At 69.6% G+C, this 18,108-nt stretch carries 16 protein-coding genes; 4 read left to right on the top strand and 12 right to left on the bottom strand.

Annotation, left to right across the window (positions count from 1 at the left end; all coding sequences use genetic code 11):
* Positions 1-252: 252 nt before the first annotated feature.
* The 3 genes from EV192_RS35475 to EV192_RS35465 all read left to right on the top strand — a co-directional run bounded on the left by EV192_RS35475 (position 253) and on the right by EV192_RS35465 (position 6,309).
* A complete protein-coding gene (locus EV192_RS35475) occupies positions 253-2,262 on the top strand; it encodes a M4 family metallopeptidase (protein WP_132122953.1) in 2,010 nt (669 codons plus the stop codon).
* 218 nt (positions 2,263-2,480) lie between these two features.
* Complete coding sequence (locus EV192_RS35470) at positions 2,481-4,784, top strand: PASTA domain-containing protein (RefSeq protein ID WP_132122952.1); 2,304 nt, start codon at positions 2,481-2,483, stop codon at positions 4,782-4,784.
* A gap of 4 nt (positions 4,785-4,788) precedes the next feature.
* Positions 4,789-6,309 (top strand): COG1470 family protein, encoded by a 1,521-nt coding sequence (locus EV192_RS35465; protein WP_132122951.1) that lies wholly within the window; start codon positions 4,789-4,791, stop codon positions 6,307-6,309.
* A gap of 45 nt (positions 6,310-6,354) precedes the next feature.
* Here the strand turns inward: EV192_RS35465 and EV192_RS35460 are convergent, their stop codons facing one another.
* Genes EV192_RS35460 through EV192_RS35410 form a run of 12 tightly spaced genes read right to left on the bottom strand, consistent with a single transcriptional unit; the run spans position 6,355 to position 17,202 of the window.
* Positions 6,355-6,891 (bottom strand): zinc finger Ran-binding domain-containing protein, encoded by a 537-nt coding sequence (locus EV192_RS35460; protein WP_132122950.1) that lies wholly within the window; start codon positions 6,889-6,891, stop codon positions 6,355-6,357.
* Complete coding sequence (locus EV192_RS35455) at positions 6,888-7,433, bottom strand: hypothetical protein (RefSeq protein WP_132122949.1); 546 nt, start codon at positions 7,431-7,433, stop codon at positions 6,888-6,890. The genes EV192_RS35460 and EV192_RS35455 overlap by 4 nt, the downstream gene beginning before the upstream one ends.
* Positions 7,430-9,391 (bottom strand): putative baseplate assembly protein, encoded by a 1,962-nt coding sequence (locus EV192_RS35450; RefSeq protein WP_132122948.1) that lies wholly within the window; start codon positions 9,389-9,391, stop codon positions 7,430-7,432. Before EV192_RS35450 ends, EV192_RS35455 begins: the two co-directional genes overlap by 4 nt.
* Positions 9,388-9,804 (bottom strand): GPW/gp25 family protein, encoded by a 417-nt coding sequence (locus tag EV192_RS35445; protein ID WP_132122947.1) that lies wholly within the window; start codon positions 9,802-9,804, stop codon positions 9,388-9,390. The genes EV192_RS35450 and EV192_RS35445 overlap by 4 nt, the downstream gene beginning before the upstream one ends.
* Before the next feature lie 14 nt (positions 9,805-9,818).
* Complete coding sequence (locus EV192_RS35440) at positions 9,819-11,474, bottom strand: VgrG-related protein (RefSeq protein WP_132122946.1); 1,656 nt, start codon at positions 11,472-11,474, stop codon at positions 9,819-9,821.
* The gene (locus EV192_RS35435) at positions 11,467-12,147 is read right to left on the bottom strand and encodes a CIS tube protein (protein WP_132122945.1); all 681 of its coding nucleotides are present in this window, start codon (positions 12,145-12,147) and stop codon (positions 11,467-11,469) included. The genes EV192_RS35440 and EV192_RS35435 overlap by 8 nt, the downstream gene beginning before the upstream one ends.
* 2 nt (positions 12,148-12,149) lie before the next feature.
* Positions 12,150-14,186, bottom strand: coding sequence for an eCIS core domain-containing protein (locus EV192_RS35430; RefSeq protein ID WP_132122944.1), 2,037 nt, complete (start codon positions 14,184-14,186; stop codon positions 12,150-12,152).
* Positions 14,164-14,622, bottom strand: coding sequence for a phage tail protein (locus EV192_RS35425; protein ID WP_132122943.1), 459 nt, complete (start codon positions 14,620-14,622; stop codon positions 14,164-14,166). Before EV192_RS35425 ends, EV192_RS35430 begins: the two co-directional genes overlap by 23 nt.
* On the bottom strand, positions 14,609-14,782 hold the full coding sequence (locus tag EV192_RS54275) for a DUF6760 family protein (RefSeq protein ID WP_341770941.1): 174 nt from the start codon (positions 14,780-14,782) through the stop codon (positions 14,609-14,611). The genes EV192_RS35425 and EV192_RS54275 overlap by 14 nt, the downstream gene beginning before the upstream one ends.
* Positions 14,779-15,135 (bottom strand): hypothetical protein, encoded by a 357-nt coding sequence (locus EV192_RS35420; RefSeq protein ID WP_132122942.1) that lies wholly within the window; start codon positions 15,133-15,135, stop codon positions 14,779-14,781. Before EV192_RS35420 ends, EV192_RS54275 begins: the two co-directional genes overlap by 4 nt.
* Entirely contained in the window at positions 15,132-15,563 is a 432-nt protein-coding gene (locus EV192_RS35415) for a phage tail protein (protein ID WP_132122941.1), read from the bottom strand. Before EV192_RS35415 ends, EV192_RS35420 begins: the two co-directional genes overlap by 4 nt.
* Before the next feature lie 46 nt (positions 15,564-15,609).
* Positions 15,610-17,202, bottom strand: a complete 1,593-nt coding sequence (locus tag EV192_RS35410; protein ID WP_132122940.1) for a phage tail sheath family protein — start codon at positions 17,200-17,202, stop codon at positions 15,610-15,612.
* Between the two features lie 202 nt (positions 17,203-17,404).
* Here EV192_RS35410 and EV192_RS35405 point away from each other — a divergent pair, with 202 nt between their 5' ends.
* Positions 17,405-18,076, top strand: coding sequence for a helix-turn-helix transcriptional regulator (locus EV192_RS35405; RefSeq protein WP_132122939.1), 672 nt, complete (start codon positions 17,405-17,407; stop codon positions 18,074-18,076).
* Positions 18,077-18,108 lie beyond the last annotated feature (32 nt).

Here is an 18,108-nt window from a genome sequence, read left to right as displayed (position 1 = left end):
CGAAACAATTGTCAGCTATTTTTTCGCCCGCACGAAATCACGGCTTGTGCTCGTCAAGCCCGGCTTTGAATACCTAGGCCCCGCTGTTGTCTCTATTCGTCTGGACCGAACGGTGCATTGACTCCCGAGAGGTCTAGACCTTGACTCTTATGTCGGCCTTGCACATCTTCCGTCCCGCGGCCAGGTCCGTCACATATGCGGCCCTGGGTGTCCGGGCAGATCGATCCTGCCTAAAGGAAGGCACAGCAGCACATGAAATCCTTGCGAAGCAAACGAACAGGGCTGGCGGCGTTCGCCAGTCTCGCGCTGGTCGCCGCCCTACCGGCGGCCACCGCGGCCGCGAATACCGCCGCGACACCGGAAAACCTCGCCGCGGCCGCGGCCGATCGGGCCGCCGCGACCGGTATTGGCGCCTTGGCAACAGGTTCGGGCGAAACCCTCCACCGGGTCGGTTTCACCCCGGGCGGCGGAGGGCTGTTCTACGCGGCCTATGAGCGCACCTACTCCGGCCTGCGAGTGGTGGGCGGAGACGCGGTGGTCGTCGCCGACGGAAAAGGCGTCGTCCGAGATATTGTCGCCGCAACCACCGCCGCGATCAGAATCGGCACCAAGGCGGGAATCGGACCGGACCAGGCGCGTCTCGTCGCCATCCACCAAATGTCTACCATGGACAGTGTGAGCACGCCCGAACTGGTCGTGCTGGCCGGCCGCACGCCCAAGCTGGCCTACGAGGTGATCGTGGCCGGCACCAAGGCCGCCGCCAACAACGACACCGCGCCGAGCAACTTGCACGTGTTCGTCGACGCGGGCAGCGGCGCTGTCGCGCAGACCCGCGACGACGTCATGGACGGCACCGGAAACGGCACGTACAGCGGCACCGTCACGATCGACACCGCGCGCCAGGGCGCCCGGTTCGCGCTGACCGACCCCACCCGGCCCGGCGTCAGCTGCGCCAACCAGGCCGGAACCATCTTCTCCCGCGCGAATGACGTGTGGGGCAACAGGTCCGGCACCAACCTCGAAACCGCCTGCGTCGACGCGTACTACGCCGAGCAGCAGGAATGGAACATGCTGCGCGACTGGCTGGGTCGCAGCGGCATCAACGGCCAGGGCCGCGGCTTCCAGGCCCGGGTCGGGCTGGACGACGTGAACGCGTTCTGGAACGGCACTTTCGCCTCGTTCGGCCACAACGCGTCCCGGTCCCTGCAGGCGACCTCGATCGACGTGGTCGCGCACGAGTTCGGGCACGCGATCTTCCAGTTCACCCCGGGCGGCGCCGGCACCGGCAACGAGAACGGCGGGCTCAACGAGTCCACCGGCGACATCTTCGGCGCGCTGACCGAGGCGTTCGCCAACAACCCCAACGACCTGCCGGACTTCCAGGTCGGCGAGAAGGTCAACCTGGCCGGCCAGGGCCCGATCCGCTTCATGTACAACCCCAGCCTCCTCCGGGACCCGAGCTGCTTCTCCGGCCAGATCCCCAGTGCCGAGGTGCACGCCGCGGCCGGCCCGCAGAACCACTGGTTCTACCTGCTCGCGCAGGGCTCCAACGTCACCCCCGCGAGCCCCACCTGCAACGGCACCACGGTCACCGGCATCGGCATCCAGAAGGCCGGCCAGATCTTCTACAACGGCCTGCTGCGCAAGACGTCCGGCTGGAACTACGCGGCGGCCCGCCAGGCCACCGTGGCCGCGGCGGCGGCGATGTTCGGTGCCACCGAGTGCAACGCCACCAAGGCCGCGTGGAGCGCGGTGAACGTGCCCGCACAGGCCGGCGAGGCGGCCTGCCAGCCGGCGCCGGCCAACGACTTCGCGGTGGCGACCGACCCGGCCAGGGTGTCCGTGCGACCGGGACAGTCGGCGACGGTCAAGGTGCTGACCCAGGTCACCGGCGGCAAGGTGCAGGCGGTGAAGCTGAGCGCGAGCGGCCTGCCCGCCGGTGCCACCGCCACGTTCACCCCGGCGACCGTCCAGTCCGGGGACGCGGCGACCCTGACCATCTCCGCGGCGAACGCCACCTCGAACGGCGCCACGCCGGTCACTGTCACCGGTGACGGCACCGACGCCGATCGCACCGCGCAACTGCGGCTGACCGTCGGCACCGCCTGCACGGCCGCGGAGTGGGCCCCGTTGACCCCGTACCTCCCAGGCAACCTCACGACCCGCAACGGCCGCCTCTGGGAGTCCACCTGGTTCTCGACGGGCTCCGAACCTGGTACCCCGCAGTCCTGGAGCACCTGGGCCGACCAGGGCGCCTGCTGACGCGTTCCTGGAGACGGAAACCGCCGCGCAACCGACCGCGCGGCGGTTTTCGGCACGTCAGCCTGCCCCTTCGGGCAGGGCTCGGCGGGAAAGCCTGGCCACCATGGAACTAGGAGGCCAGTCCGATCATCAGAGGGTTACGGTGAGCCAGGCACCAACGATTAGTCCCATACCGGCCCGCACGCGCCGGTGCGGGACCGGCGGCGGAGGCTGGGGACATGATCGGGTTACTGCGGCGGCCGTGGGCACGTGCCGGGTCGGGTGCGTTGACGGCCGCGCTCGTGCTCGGCGGGATCGTGCTGATCGGCAACCAGGGCGCCAATCCCGCGCAGAACATGCGGCTGCTGTCCGGCGCCGCGTGGCTCGCCTCGGGCCGGGTGGGGCAGGTGACCCTGTTGGACGGTTCGTCCGCCGAGGTGTCCGCCCAGGTGCAGGTGGCGCCCGTGGGTGACGTGTTGCAGCTGGCCCAGCAGGACTCCGATGTGTACGCCGTAGACCAATCGGCCGGGACGATCCGCCGGGTGGACGGCGCCACGTTCGACGCCGGCCCCCCGCAGCGGCCCATCGACGGCGCCGGCGCCGGACTGATGGCGTTCGCCGGCCCGAAGTCGCTGTACGCCCTGGACACCCGGCGTGGCCTGGTGACCGGCGCGGACCCGAAGACCGGCAGCGCGTTGAGCGAGCCGAGGTCCATGGCCGCGCAGGTCGCGCCCGGCACAGCCGGTGTCGACGACGGGGGCCGGCTGTGGATCGTCGACAACAGCAGCGGCGACCTCTACTGGACCGACGGCGGCATCCCGAACCGCCGGGCCAAGGCGGTCGAGCCCGGCCGCAGCCTGCTCACCATCGCCAACGGCCGGCCCGTGGTCGTGGACACCACCGGCCGCCGCGCGTTCACGGTCGACCCGGACTCCGGCTCGGCCGGCGCCCCGATCGATCTCGACGTCCGGCCGAACGAGGAGATCCAGGTCAGCGGGTCGTCGCACGGCGACCGGGTCTACGTGGTGACCCCGAGGGGCGTGCTGACCATCTGTGACCTGGCCGAGAAGAGCTGCGGCAAGGTCGTCCCGCTCGCGGACGCCACCAGCCGGCTGGGCGCGGCGGTCGAGGCCGGCAACCGGGTGTTCGTACCGGACTACACCACCGGGCAGGTCTGGGTGGTGGACTTCGCCGCCGCCAAGGTCGTCGCCCAGCCGAAGGTGCTCGACACCGCCAAGCAGTTCCAACTGATCAACCGGGACGGCCAGGTGTTCTACAACGACCCGGACACCGACCAGGCCGGCGTGATCAAACTGGACGGCAGCGTCCAGCCGACCAGCAAGTACGACCCGGCCGACCCGAACAAGGGCCTGAACAAGCCGGTGAGCGGCGCGCCCGCGACCCAGCAGGGATCCTCGTCCGCGCCGTCCCAGTCCGGCGGCAGCCAGGCACCGGACACGCAGTCGTCAGCCCCGACCGCGCCGTCGGTCACCATCCCGGTGCCTCCGCCACCCCCACCGCCCCCGCCGCCGTCGTCCACCAGCGAACAGCCGCCGCCACCGCCACCCAGTTCGAACGAGCCGCCGCCGAAACCGGCCATCGCGATCACACCGTCCAAGGCGAGCCCGGTGGTGAACGAACAGATCACCCTGCGGGTGGCGGACACCAACGGCGCCACGGTCACCTCGGCGACCTGGTCGTTCGGCGACGGCCAGACCGCGACCGGCCTGATGGTCCCGCACAAGTGGGACACCGCCCGGCCGTACCAGGTGAGCGTGCAGGCGAAGATGTCCGACGGCCAGGACGCCGGCACGTCCCGGACGATCGAGGTGACCACGCCGCCGGACTCGACTGTGCCCGTCGTCCTCGGCCAGACCCAGGGCGAGGCCACCAACGCCATCACCGCCGCGAACCTGCGCGTCGCGGCGGTATCGGCGCAGAGCAACACTGTCCCGCAAGGACACGTGATCACGCAGAACCCGGCCGGCGGCGGCAAAGCGCCGGCGCAGAGCATCGTGACCATCACGGTGTCCTCCGGCAAGCCACCCAAGATCGACCTGCTCGCCACCGCCGGCTCGGCCCAGTGGCGCAGCAGCTGGGGCCCGTTGTCCTACGACGGCAACGACGGCGACAACCACGGCTTCGTCAAGCCGCGCAGCGGTTGGGTGATGGAGGACGGGTCGGCCCCGCCGTTCCTGGAGACGCACCCGGAATGGGTGGCCAACGGGTTCACCGAGGGCACGTACACGTTGTCCCGGCAGATCATGGCCGGCGACCACTTCCGGGTGACAGTCGGCTTCATGGCGGTCCAGAGCCCGCCCTCCAAGGGCGACGGGACCTTCGTCGTCTCGGTGATCCGGCCGAACGGCGCCGCACAGGTCCTCAAGAGCTTGCACGACAGCGGCAGCGACGGGGTGATGCGGCCGATCGACGTCGACCTGACCCCGTTCGCCGGCTCGACCAAGTTCAGGCTGCACGTCGACGCCGGCCCAGACTCGTCGCAGGACTGGATGTCCTGGGTCGCACCACGAATCGAAGGATAGGTACATGGCTGTCGCGATGAAGGTGACCGTGGCTCCCGACCGGATCTCGCTGCGGCCCGGCGAGTCCGCCGACGTCGAGCTGACGATCCAGAACGCGAGCCAGGTCGTCGAGCACTTCGCCGGTTCGGTCGTCGGGCTGCCCAGCAACGACCTGTACACGTGCGAGCCGGAAGTGGTGAAGCTGCGGCCGCGGGAGGTCGGCACCCTGCGGATGAAGATCACGGTGCCGGACCGCGGCGGCCTCGTCGCCGGGCCGTACACCCTCGGTCTGGTGGTGAAGTCGCCGTACAGCCAGGAAGTCTCGCGCTGTGAGGAGCTGCCCCTGGAGGTGCAGCCGGCGCCCGCGCTGACCATGCAGGTGCAGCCGGAGGTCGCCACCGGCGGGAAGATCGCGCACTACGGCGTGAACCTGGCCAACGAGGGCAACATGCCGATGGCGGTGACACTGTCGGGCACGGACCCGGAGAACCGGGTGGGCTTCAAGTGCGAGCCCAAGGCGATGCGGCTCGAACCCGGCCAGGCCGCGGGCGCGAACGTCACGGTGAACTCCGACCGGCCGTTGACCGGGCAGGACGTCCGCCGCGCGGTGACACTGCGCGCGAACGCGGGCGAGACGGTGGTGGAGAAGCCACTGACGTTCGTGCAGACGCCCAGGATCAAGGGCGGGATGATGAAGTTCGGCGCGCTGGCCGCGGGTCTCGCGGTCCTCGGCGGCCTGACCTACGGCGGCGCGAAGATGATGCGCGACCTCAAAGCCCAGAACACCGCCCAACAGTCCCCGTTGAACCAGAACAACAACGGGAACAACAACAACGGCAACAACAACGGCCAGCCGTCCCAGTCCCAGCCGCCGCCGACCTCGGGCGGTGCCTCCTCGGCGCCCAACAGCCAAGGCGGCCAGAGTTCGGCTCCACCGCCCTCGTCGTCCCAACAGGCGGGGCCAGGCGCCACGATCCCGAACAACCCGAACGCGCAGATCACCACGCCGATCGATTTCACCGTCGACGCCTCCAACCAGCAGTACAACCGCACCACCCCGCTCGAACCCACGCACTACGGTCCGCAGGGCGTGACCATGACCAACGACCCGTCAGGGGCGACCACCGCGGACTGCCGCAACGCGACCCTGCAACTGGTCCGGATCAACCCGGGGACACCCGCTCCAGGGAACCCGACCGCCGGTGTCGGGGTCTTCCTCGGCTCGGGGCTCCCCGCGGCTCCTGGCAACTGCGCCGCTGTCCCCGTCCGGTTCCGGTTCGCCACGCCGGTGAAGGCGATCAACATCCAGTTCGCCGGCCTGCCCGATGTCGCCTACACGGCCGAGTTCACGTTCCAGGACGGCACCAGTCAGATCATCGCCGCGAACGGCGGGCAGCGCATCACCGACAAGGTGCTCATCGGGTGGGAGAGCAAGCAGAGCAACAACAAGAACGCCGTGTCCGTGACCTTCGGGCACCAGCGTGATCAACAGGACTCCAACAAGAACATCATCATGCTCAAGAGCCTTGGCTTCACCGTCGCATAAGGAAGGGGCCCCTCGCTTCGCGAGGGGCCCCATTTTCGTTGTGCTCTACAGGAAGTAGGCCAGCGCCCACACCGTTCCCATGGCCACCAGCGGCAGGCCGATCAGCAGCGCTGTCTTCCACCAGTTGCTCTTGCGCTTCGGGCCGGGCATCACCGTGGGCGGGTCGGGCATCCAGCGGGGCGGGAAGGCCGCGCCCGGCCACAGTTCCGTTCCGCAGATCTCGCAACGCTTGCGGTGTGGCGGGTTCACGTGCCGGCACGATGGGCAGTGCGGCCCCAGGACGCGGGCCTGTTCCGGCCCGCGCATCACCTGGGGCGGCGGTTGCCGCTGCATCTGTTGCTGCTGCGGCGGATACATCTGCCGCGGCGGCGGGTAGCCGGGTTGGGGCATCGGCCGCTGTTGCTGGGGATGTTGCATCTGGCCGGTGTAGCTGATGTTCTCCTGCTGCTCGGCCGGTTTGTGGGTGACCTTGTGGGGCTGCTGCTCCACCACCGCGGGTTTGTCGAGCAGCAGTGGGTAGCCGCAGGACGGGCAGAGCTTCACGCCCGCCAGCACAGGGCGACCGCACTCTGGGCAGTTCATCGTCGCTCCTGCTGTTCGGACCGGATCCGCAAGTCTACCCGCACACCGACCGGTAACTCCTCGGCGAGGAACGCCATCACCTGCTGTCGCGTCAACAGGCCGGTGTGGTCCAGCTCGATCACGACCACATCGGACGTGGGCGGCACGGTGTCCCGCGGACCGAACACGCCGCCCGAGTCGTGCACGTCCACCCGGCTGTCGGTCAACGCCTCCAGCAGGGTCTCCATGCCACGGCGGGTGCCGCGCCACACCAGGGCCTGGCCGACCGCGCGGATGAGCCGGCGTTGGGCGTCGCGCACCTGCGGGTCCGCCGAGGCCAGCATGGCCTCGTCGACGTCCACACCGATCCAGGACGCCATGTACGCCAACATCTCCGGCGACGCCAGGTTGACGTCCAGCTCGTACTCGACGTCGGTGACCTGTTCGCGGACCGAGTCGCCGATCTCCTCGAACGCGCGCACGAACCCGGCGATGACCCGGTCGCGCCGCATCCCCGCCGGCAGCTGTTCCAGCAGCCAACCCGCGTGTCCGTTCACACTCATTGCCGGACCACCACCCTGTGCGACACGGACATGAACAGCTCTTCCCGGGACAGCCGGACGCGTTGGCCGACCTCCTCGGGCTGTTGCTGGCCCCGCAGGTCCGCCAGGAACATGTGCACGGTCTCGGCGCGGATCACACCGGCGACGCCGCGCAGCACCGAGAAGATGTCCCCAATGGACAGATCGGTGTCGAACGGCCAGCCGTTGCCGCTGGGGCCGCCGGTGACCGGGTTCACGAACTCGTACAGCGCCTTCTCCGCGTCCTCCCGGACCTTCTCCGGGCGAACCGTCGGCGCCGCGTGCACCTCGGCGACCACGGTGATGCCCTGGTACGACGGGGTGTCGATGCGGATCTGGGTGGTGAGCAGCCGCCGGTCGTCCAGGTAGCCCTGGATCTGGGTGGTCAGGTCCGGCGGCAGCGCCAGGTTCTGCAGCTTCAACGACTCGGGCGCGATGTCCACCCGCGGCACGACCAGCAGCCGCACCGGGTCGCCGTTCTTGGCCGGCGGCAGGCATCGGGCCCGCGCCGCGCCAGGTGCCGCGGCCAAAGTGAGCCGCTCGAAGTCCTTGGCGGTCACGGCCCGATGTCCGCCGCGCAGGTACAGCGGGCCGCGAACCTTGGCGTTGTCCACGCTTTCGGCGTCGACACCGCCGGTCGCGGGCTCCAGGTTCTTCACCGAGTCGACGGACTGGATGGCGCTCAACGGAACCGTCAGCTTGTTGGCGCCGACGTTGCCGCGCCGGCCGCCGCCGTAGCGGTAGCCGGTGACCCAGATCTGTGCCTCCTCGTCGGGGACCGCGCCGTACTGGCGGACCCGGCCCTCACGGTTGATCACCCGTGGCCCGAACCGGATCTCGCCGGTGGCGCCGTTCCACGTGTAGACCTTGTCGGCTTCGGTCGCGTCGGTGAAGTCCGCGACCTCACGCCACGACACCGGCTCCTCGTCCACGCCTGGCTCACGCCGGACGGGCACGATCTCGACCCGTTCGCCGCCGCGCCGAGGCAACACCGGCGCGCGACGGACGACGTGCACCTGGCCGGGTTCGCCGGTGCTCGCCCCGAGCAGTTCGCGTGGCGCGGGCTCGGCGTGGTGCGCGGCGACCGCGCCGCCCAGGCCGGTGACCGCGACCGAGTCCAGCAACGGCGGCGTGTCGTACGTCTGGCCCGGCACGTCCGGCTCGACCAGCTTGGCCCGCACCCAGTGCGCCCGCACCGGACCGATCGCCAACTGCTCGTGCCGGCCCTTGAGCAGCATGGTCACTTCGCCGGTGGTGTTGAAGCCGTCACTGGTATCGGACAGGACACGCGCGTTGGTCCAGTCCCGGCCGTTCCAGCTCTGCCACACCCGCGGCGGGTTGCGCGGGTCGATACCGCGACCGGCCGCGCCGCTCACCTCGATGTCGACCCGGATCAGGTTGCCCTCAAGGCCTTCCTCGAAGCCCAGGTACATCGCGTCGTCCACGTGCAGCGACGGGAACACCGGGATCTGGGTGTTCTCCAGCCCCAGCTCCTCGGTGTGGTTCTCGAACCGGCCGTCGGTGCGGGTCAGCAACGCGGTCAGGTTCGGCTTGACCAGCATCAGGTCCGTGTCCGTCATGAACACGATCTGGTCCTCGCCGTGGCCGCGCTCGGTGCCGACCTGGGTGCCCGCGGGCACCCGGATCGACGAGTCGGGCGGCGCGGCCAGCGTGAACAGGATGTCCGTACGGGCCGGCGACGCCGACGCCAGCTCGATGCCGACCAGTTCGAGGAACTTGATGTACAGCCGGTCCGGCACCTGGTTGAGCCGGTACAGGATCATCTCGGTCATCCACGCGAACAGCTCGATCAGCGCCACCCCGGGGTCGGACACGTTGTGGTCCGTCCACTCCGGACAGTGCCGGGCGATCCGCCGCTTGGCCTCGTCGACGATGTCCTGGAACCGGCGGTCGTCGAGATTGGGTGCTACTAGACTCACGGTGCCGGCTCCTCCTGCGGGATCACGTAGAACGGGTAGACCAGGTTGCGGTGGTCGTTGGTGGCCTTGACCCGGTAGGAGATGTCGATGGCGATCATCGAGCCGTCCCCTTCCGGCGCCGCGGTCACCTGCTCGACCTCCACCCGCGGCTCCCACCGCGTCACGGCCTCCCGCACGGACTGCTCGATCAGCCCGAGCGTGCTCGCGTTCACCGGCGCGAACACCTGCTCCCACATGGAACAGCCGAAGTCCGGCCGCATCACCCGTTCCCCCGGCGAGGTGGTCAGGATCATCCGCAGCGCCCCGTCGATCTCCTCACCACCTTCCACCAGGCGCACACTGCCGCCCGGGGTGATCTGGCCCGGGAACGCCCACCCGGAGCCGATCAGGTCGCCGTTGCGCGGCTCGCTCATCGTCCACTTCCCCACTAGTTCAACTTGATGGGCTTGCCGGTCGCGGTCAGCGTGCTCTTCGCGTTGACCTCTATCGTCTGCGCGCTGAGCGTGAGCTTCTGGTCCGCCTTCACCTCGATCTGCTGCGCGCTGATGGTGAGCTTCTTCTCACCGGTCAGCTTGGACTCGGACTGCTCGAGGTGCAACTCGCACTCCGCGTCGCCGAGCTTGATCACGATCGAGGTCTTCGGGTCGTCGGTGATGACGATCCGGTTGTCCTTGCGGCTGGCCATGATCCGCTGCTTGACCTTGCCGTCGCCGATCGGCTTCGGCTCCGGCGGCTTGTCCTTGCGGCCCCACAGTCCACCCAGGACGATGGGCCGGGCCTTGTCGTCGTTCTCGAACCCGACGAGCACCTCGTCGCCCACCTCGGGCAGCCACTGGATGCCGCGCGAGCCGCCCGCGCCGATGGTCGCCACCCTGGCCCACGCGCTCTCGTCGTCGGCCAGGGTCGGGAACTTCACCTTGACCCGGGCCTGGCTCTCCTTGTCGTCGTTGTTGGTGACCACGCCGACCACCAGGCTGCCCCAGCCGCGGTGCTCTTGCCGGTTCGACGTGCCACCGCCGCCCAACACGTCGACGAGACTGTCGGCTTCCTTGGCGCCGCAGACGAAACGCGTCACGTACGGACGGTCGGCGCCGTACGTGTGCTCGACGGTCGTGACCCGGTACTTGCCGTTCATCCGACGGCCGACCTTGTCCAGCGTGACCTCGTTGCCCGCGCCGATCCACGGGTTGCCGACGCACTCGCCCTTGAGGATCACGCCGCCGCCGGACGCCTTGAGCATCAACGCCTGCGCGCGGGCGTCCGCCTCGGTCTGGCTGGCCGCCGGGAACTGCCCGGCGCGCCGGGTGACCTGGCCGAAACTGCGCTTGGCCGCCGCGGCCATCTGCGCGGCGGCCGGGGCGTCGGTACCGGGGTCCGGGGTGTTGGCGCGCCCGGTGATCGTCTTCTTGTCGACCGGATCCCACGCGGTGACAACGACTTCGTCGCAGTTGTCGACCGACGCGAACCGGACCTTGAAGCTGCGCAGGTTCTCCCCCCAGGTCAGCTTCGGCGCCTGGGAGCGGGCGCTGGGCTTCTTCTTGAAGTGGAACTTCTGGTCGCTGACCCAGAAGTTGTACCCGATCGAGCCGGCCAGCCGGCGGACGAACGCGAAGTCCGTCTCGCCGTGCTGCAGCATGTGCTGGCGGACCTCGCTCGTGCCGTCGATGTCGGGGTCGAGACCGTACTCCCCGGCGATCCGGCGGGCGATGTCCGCGTCGGTCATGTTGGTGAACGCGCGGGACTTCCCGCCGCGGGCCAGCCGGTGGCTCAGGTCCAGGCCCGTGACGATCAGCTCGTGCCGGCCGGACACGCCTGGCTCCACCGACACCGCGGTGACCTCGCCGGACGTCACGACCACCGGGTCGCCCTCGGCCCGGAACGCGATCTCGACCTTGGTGCCGGGCCGGAACTTGTCCTCGTCGAACAGCTCGAAGTGCGGGTCGTCGAAGTGCAGCGCGAAATGGTCCGGCAGCTGCACGGACTCCTCCACCTGCACGAGCATCAGCCGCCCGTACAGGTCGGTGGCCAGCGGCGAGCCGTCCACCTTCAGGATCACGCCGTCCAGGCGCCGCTGCTCAGGCATTCCGGCCGTCCCGCCACCGGGCGCCCTGCTCGGGGATGGCCAGCTGACGGCCCTTGGGCAGCCGCAACGGGTCCAGGATGCCGTTCGCCTCGGCGATCTGCCGCCAGCGCGTCGCGTCGCCGTAGTGGCGCGCGGCTACGCGGTCGAGCGTCTCGCCGGGGCGCAGCTGGTGCACGGTGTGCAGGCTCGGCGTGGACGACGTCGGGTTCTGCAGCGGCAGCTGGTCGTCGTCCTTCCACTGCTTCAACGAGACGTCCGCCTTGCAGCGCAACGGTTTTCCGTTGCTGGCGAAGTACGTGAACTTGACCTGCACGCGTTCCACGATGCACTTGAACGACTTGGTCTCGCCCCAGTGGAACTCCACCCACGGCGGCCGGGCCTTGTTGCGGCTCGGGTCGGCGCCGGCCAGGCCCGGGTTGACCTTCATCAGGTTCAGCAGCTTCGTGCTGTACGTGCTGACGTCCTCACCCTCGCGCGTGGTGTCGAACGTGAGCGACAGCGTCAGCGTGGCCGACTGGCCGGACTGGAACCGCAGCTCGGGCGCGTTCTTGCCCTTGGCCTCGCCGCCCTGCCAGCTGTTGGACTTGCTGATGGTCAGCTCGGCCGGGTTGAACATGCACTTGATCTGCTCGCCGTTCTCGGTCTGCAGGTAGGCCTTGACTGGTGCGGCCATCTCTAGAACACCCCCGCGTAGCGCCCGCCGCGGCGTTCGAGCTGGCGGAGCAGACGTTCCTCTAGTGCTTCGGCGATCCGGTCCAGGTCCTGGCCGGAGATCTGCGGCGCCGAGCCGGGGCCGAGGCCCATCGCGCCCGCCGCCTGGTTCATCGCGCCGTTGACGGCGCCGGCCGCGGCGTTCTCGGCGCCCGCGACGGCCTGCGAAGCCTGGTCGCCGACACCCTGCACCGCGCCCTGCGCCTGGGAGACAGCGCCGTTGACCCACTGGTTGACCTGGCCGCCGGCGCTGTCGACGAGGCCGCTGGCCATGCCCTGCGCCTGGCCGACCATGCCCTGCGCGGCCTGGGAGACCTGGCCGACGGCGTTGTGCGCTTCCGCCACGGTCGTGGCCGTGGCCTCGCGGACCGCGTTCTCCACAGCGGTGCGGGCGACCTGGGCGATCCCGCTGCCGCCGCCGACCGGCAACTGGTCGACCAGACCGGCTGACACGGCGCCGGCCTGGTTCGCCAGCGAGCTGCCGAAGTCGTTGGCCGCCGAGGAGAACCGGTCGCTCAGGCCGCTCGCCGCGCTGCCGAGCTGGCCGCTCACGTCGCTCGCGCCGGACCCGATCGCGCTGGTGGCCTGGTTCGCCAACCCGCTGACCGCGTTCGTGGCCTGGCCGCCGAGCCCGCCGAGGGCGCCGGTGGCCTGGTTGGTCAGGCCATCCATCATGTTCGAGCCGAACAGCCGCCGAACCTTCATCGGCGGCAAGCCACTGGTCATGGTCGGGCTCGCGGACACCGTGTCGGTGAAGGCATCGCCGACAGACCGGGCGTGCCGTTCGTCGGAGTCCATCGACCCGGTCGGCGCGTGCAGCATGAACCGCGGCCGGGAGATCGGGGACCGCGCGTGCGTGAGTTCGTGCGCCAGCACGCCCATGTCGGTGCCGGGCTGCTGCGCCAGGTGCACGACAGTGCCCGTGGTCGCGCCCAGGGCGCCGACTTCGGTGAGCGCGCGGCGGGTCGCCGGGCCGGTCGTGTACGAGACCCGCTCGGCGCTGCCGGCCAGCTGCGCCACCAATGGCCGCATGCTTGTGGGGAACGGTCGCGGCGACTCCAACGGCACGGACGCGACCGCCTCGCGCCACCGCTGTTCCGGCGACTTCGGCTCGTCCTCGGTCGAGGACTCGATCAGGGAGCTGGCCGCGAGTGTCTCTTGTGGACCACGTGGGCCGACCACGCTCATCGACGGGTACAGGCTCGTCGTCTGGCCGACAGGCTGGCTGGTCAACGCCTGGCTGGTCAACGCCTCGCCGGTAACCGACTGGTTCGTCGCCGTGGACCGCTGGACCTGGCCGCGTGGCCGGGACCTGCCAGACTGCCCGGAATGCCTGGTCTTCCCGGATTTCGCCGCCTGGGTGCTGGTCGACCGCTGGACGGTCAACGCCGGCGGCGGGGACAGCGAAACAGGGGCGGCCACCGGGGGCAGCACAACCGGCGTCCGCGCGCTTTCCCGACGAACCACGACCTCCGGTTCGGCGGCGGCGTTGACGTCGTCCGTCGCGTACTCGGCCTCGTCCTGCTGTACGACAACCGAAGCACGGCCGCCCACGAGAAGGTGCGCGGCCGACGTGTGGCTGAGCGGCGCGACCGAGTCCTTGGGGGCGGTGACAGTCATCGGCGGCGTCAGCGCCTCGGACCGGCCGGCGATCCCCGACCGCGGTCCGGTGATGGCCGTGGGCCGGTCACCCCGGGCCGTGGTCTTGCGGGGCCGCAGCACGGACGTCTTGCTGACCAGCGGCTCGCGGCGGGCCAGCAGCGGCTTGCGGGCCACGCTCACCTGCGGCCCGCTCGACTCCGCCTGGCCGTACTCGGCGCTCTGGCCGGCACGGAACCCCGGCCAGAGCCCAGCGACCATACGCTTGACGGCCATCCGCCACCACGGCGGGCGGACGGCCAGCCCCGACGTCGCGATCGGGGCGCGTTCCGGCTTGCGCTTGCGGAACGGGATCAGCCCGCGCAGGCGGCCACCACTGTCACTTCTCCGGTTTGAAGCCACAGTGGGTCACCTCCAACTCCTCGGTGGCCAGGTCCTTCGCGGTCGCCGCCAACTTCGGACCCGTCCACTTCACCGGGAACGCCTCGGTCACGTTCCACCTGCGCACCACCTTGCCCTTGCTGTCGAGCAGCTTGAGCGCCGCGTGCCGCCGGTCGAGCTTGTTGCCCGCGGCCTCCAGGCCCTCGCCGGAGCACTTGGCGAACCACTCGAACAGCGCGTCGGAGTCCGTGATCCCGCGCTTGAGCACGAGGTTGGGCCACTTCGTCGCCTTGGGGAACTTGTGCGTGAAGCCGTTCTGCCCGCCCTCGACCAGCTCCTCGGTGTCGATCTGCACGGACAGGCCGGACACCTCGGTGAACGAGCCGATGGTCAGACCGTCCACACTGAATTCGAACCTGCCGGCGAAGGGCGGATCGGGAGTTCTAGTCGTCGCCATCGATTCCCTGCCAGAAACGCTCGTTCAAACTGCTGACTTCCTCGAGCAACGCGATCCGGTCGCCGTGCTCGAGATCAAGCAACTGGTCCAACCCCCAGTGCAGGTGATAGGCCAGGTACGTCATCTCGCGCCACAGCTCCTTCGCGGCGTAACGGGTCAGCCCACCTCCGCCACCTCCTGGGGGAAAGGGCTGCCCGGCTCCATGCCCTCCAGGATCGACGGGTCACCGAAGTTGATCACCCGGTAGAAGTCCTGGAGGTAGCGGTAGTCGCTGGCGAACAACCGCTCGATGGTCCGGGTGGTGACCCGGCCGGACGTGCCCAGCTCGGTGACGACCTTGGCGAGCACGATCACGGTCGCGTACGCCTCGTTGTCCTTCACCCGCGGGTCACGCAGCGGCTCGATCTCGTCCCGGGCCGTCGCCAGGCGCATCACACCCTCGCGGTGGATCACGCCTTCCTCGTCCACGTAGCCCTTGGGCAGCGTGAACGGGTACTCGGTGCTCAGGCTCATACCCGCTCAAGGCCCTCGTGCGCGATGGTGATCTTCTCGGTGTTGACCTCGTTGCTGCCCGCGTCCAGGTCACCGCCGACCCACTTGGACGGCCACGCGTTGGTGAAGTTCCACCGCGCGACCTCCTCCATCTTGGAGTTCTTCGCGATGATCGAGCCGTGCCGGCGGGCCTTGTCGATGTCGCCGTCGATGACCTGCTTGCGCCACTCCCACAGGCCCTTGTCGGTGTCGACCCGGCGTTCCAGCGTGATGTCCGCCCACTTCTGCGAGCCGGGGGACTTCCGGATGATCATCTTGCCGTCTTTGGTGACCTCTTTGTACTCGATGATCTCCGACTCGTTCTCGATCCCGCTGACCTTGCGGAAACTGCCGAGCTGCTGGCCGTCCACCTCGAGGACGAAGACGTTCGTCGTTGTCAAGTCAGGCATGGTGGTGTCTCCCTATAACCGTGGTTGCCGTCCTGGAAAGCCGGTGTCACTCGCTGGTCTCCGCGCCACCCTGCCACTGGCTCAGCCGGAAGATCACGAACTCGGCCGGCTTCACCGGCGCGATCCCGATGTCCACGACCAGCTTGCCCTCGTCCACAGAGGACGCCGGGTTGTTGGTCTCGTCGCAGAGGATGAAGAACGCCTGCTCGGGCGTGGCGCCGACAAGCGCGCCCTGCATCCACATGTTGCGCAGGAACGCCGAGACCGTGCGGCGTACGCGCGCCCACAGGTCGGCGTCGTTCGGCTCGAACACGACCCACTGGGTACCGCGCCGGATCGACTCCTCGACGAAGATGAACAGCCGGCGGACGTTGATGTAGCGCCAGCTCTGGTCGACCGACGACAGCGTGCGCGCACCCCAGATCCGGATGCCGTTGGCACCGAACGAGCGGATGCAGTTGACCTGCGCCGGGTTGAGCAGGTCCTGCTCGCCGGTGGTCACGTCGGACTCCAGCCGGGCGATGCCACGGACGACCTCGTTGGCCGGGGCCTTCCACACGCCGCGGGCGGCGTCGGTGCGCGCCCACACACCGGCGACGTGGCCGGACGGCGGCACGGTGATGAACTTCTCGCCGTTGGTCGCGCCGGGGCGGGCCAACGGGTTCTGCACGACCAGGTGCGGGTAGTACGCGGCGCCGAACCCGCTGTCCTTGCCCAGCGCGGACCGCCACTCCAGGGCCTGCTGCGCGTTGAGTCCGGGCGGCGAGTCGAGGATGGCCATCTTGGTGCGGCTGCGCTCGCACCAGTCGACCAGCTTGCCCTGCGCGGCCAGGTAGCCCTCGTGGTCGAACGAGCCGTCCGGCCGGGTGGCGACCGTGATCAGGTCGGGGATCGCCACCATGGTGACGTCCTCGGCGATGGCCAGGCCCTCGTAGCCGGTGCGGGCCACCTCGGAGCCTTCGAACTCGGTGGGCGACACCGCCACGGCGGCCGGTGCGACCGCCTTGATGGCGTACTTGCCGGGCGCGGGGGCGCGCTCGGCGACTGACAGGCCCTGTGCGTTGCGGACCTCGACGCGGATCAGCTTGGACCGCTCGTTGATGGTCTTCTCGACGCTCTTCGGGCCGCGGCCCAGGTGGACGTTCGGGAACTCCTCGCGGACCTGCCCGTTGTCCACGACCTTGATGGTGAAGTCCTGGCCGGGCTGCTCCCCCTCGGCCGGTGGCGTGGTCTCGACGACGACCTCGTAGTTGCCCGCGGGGTCGATCGCCTCGACGTTCAGCGTCTCGATCTCGGCGCGGCCGGAGGCCGGCAGGGCGCGCTGCGCCTTGCCCGTGCCGACGCCGCTGGGGATCCGGACGATGTAGGCGATGCCGCCGCCGTTCTCGAAGAAGCCCTTCACCGAGTGCGGCAGCAGGATGCCCGGCGCGAAACCGCCGTAGATCCGCTCGTACTGCGGCCAGCTGGTGACCAGCTGGGGCTTCACACCGTCGGGGTCGGTCGGGTCACCCGCGTCGGCGTGGTATGTCGCGGTGAACCCCACGAACGCCGCGACAGCGGTGCCCACACCCTGCAGCGGCATCGACCCGCTCGGACGCTCCTCGATGTAGACGCCAGGGGCGCCGTAAGTCGCCGCCATGTACATGCTCCTTCTGCCTCGGCTTGGCTCGGCTTACAGGTTCTCGCGCGCGCTGGTGATCAACCCCGCCCTTTGGGGCAGCTATGCGTGCGGACCTGCCGGATGCTCGGTCGCAACGACCGTAACGGCGTCAGGTAACAAGTACTCGACCATGTGTTCGAGTTGACCCAAAATTGTCGGTGGTGCCAGGTACGTTGTCCCTATGAACCGAACCACTCGACAGACCACCCTGGTGGCGGAGCTGCGCGCGGCGGCACCCGAGTCGCGCACGGCCAGGTGGCTGGCGGATCACCTCGACGTGTCGGTCCGGACCATCGAGCGTGACCTCGCCGAGCTGCAGCAGTCGGACGTCCCGGTGTACGGCGACCGGGGCCGCCGCGGCGGCTACGTCCTGGACGAGGACCGCCTGCTCCCCATGCTGCACCTCACCCCGCAAGAGGCGACAGTGATGACCGTGGCGCTGCGCGAACTGCGGGGCGTTCCGCTCGAAGGCGCGGCCAGGACGGCGTTGGCCAAGCTGGCGGCGGTGCTCCCGGAACGCTCCCGGGACGAGGTGGACAAGCTCGTCGACCGGGTGCGCCCGGTCAGCCCGGCCGGCAACCATTCGGCCGTCCCCCGAAAGGTGGAGCGAGCCCTGAAGACCGGCCGAACCCTGCTCATCCGTTACCGCGACCGCAACGAGCACACCACCCACCGGACCGTGGAGCCGATGGCGCTCTTACACGGCCCCCGCGGCTGGTATCTGCTCGCCTGGTGCCGGCTGCGCAACGCGCCCCGCGGCTTCCTGCTCGACCGCGTGAGCTACCTCGCGGTCGGCGAGGAGATCACCGTCGACCGTCGGATCCACCTGGACACCCTCAGCCCCACGGGCTGACGGTCACCGGCCGGCACCGCTCGCCGGCCCAA

Source organism: Actinocrispum wychmicini (assembly GCF_004345645.1).
Taxonomy (GTDB): domain Bacteria; phylum Actinomycetota; class Actinomycetes; order Mycobacteriales; family Pseudonocardiaceae; genus Kibdelosporangium; species Kibdelosporangium wychmicini.
This window is presented reverse-complemented; position numbering and strand designations above follow the sequence as displayed.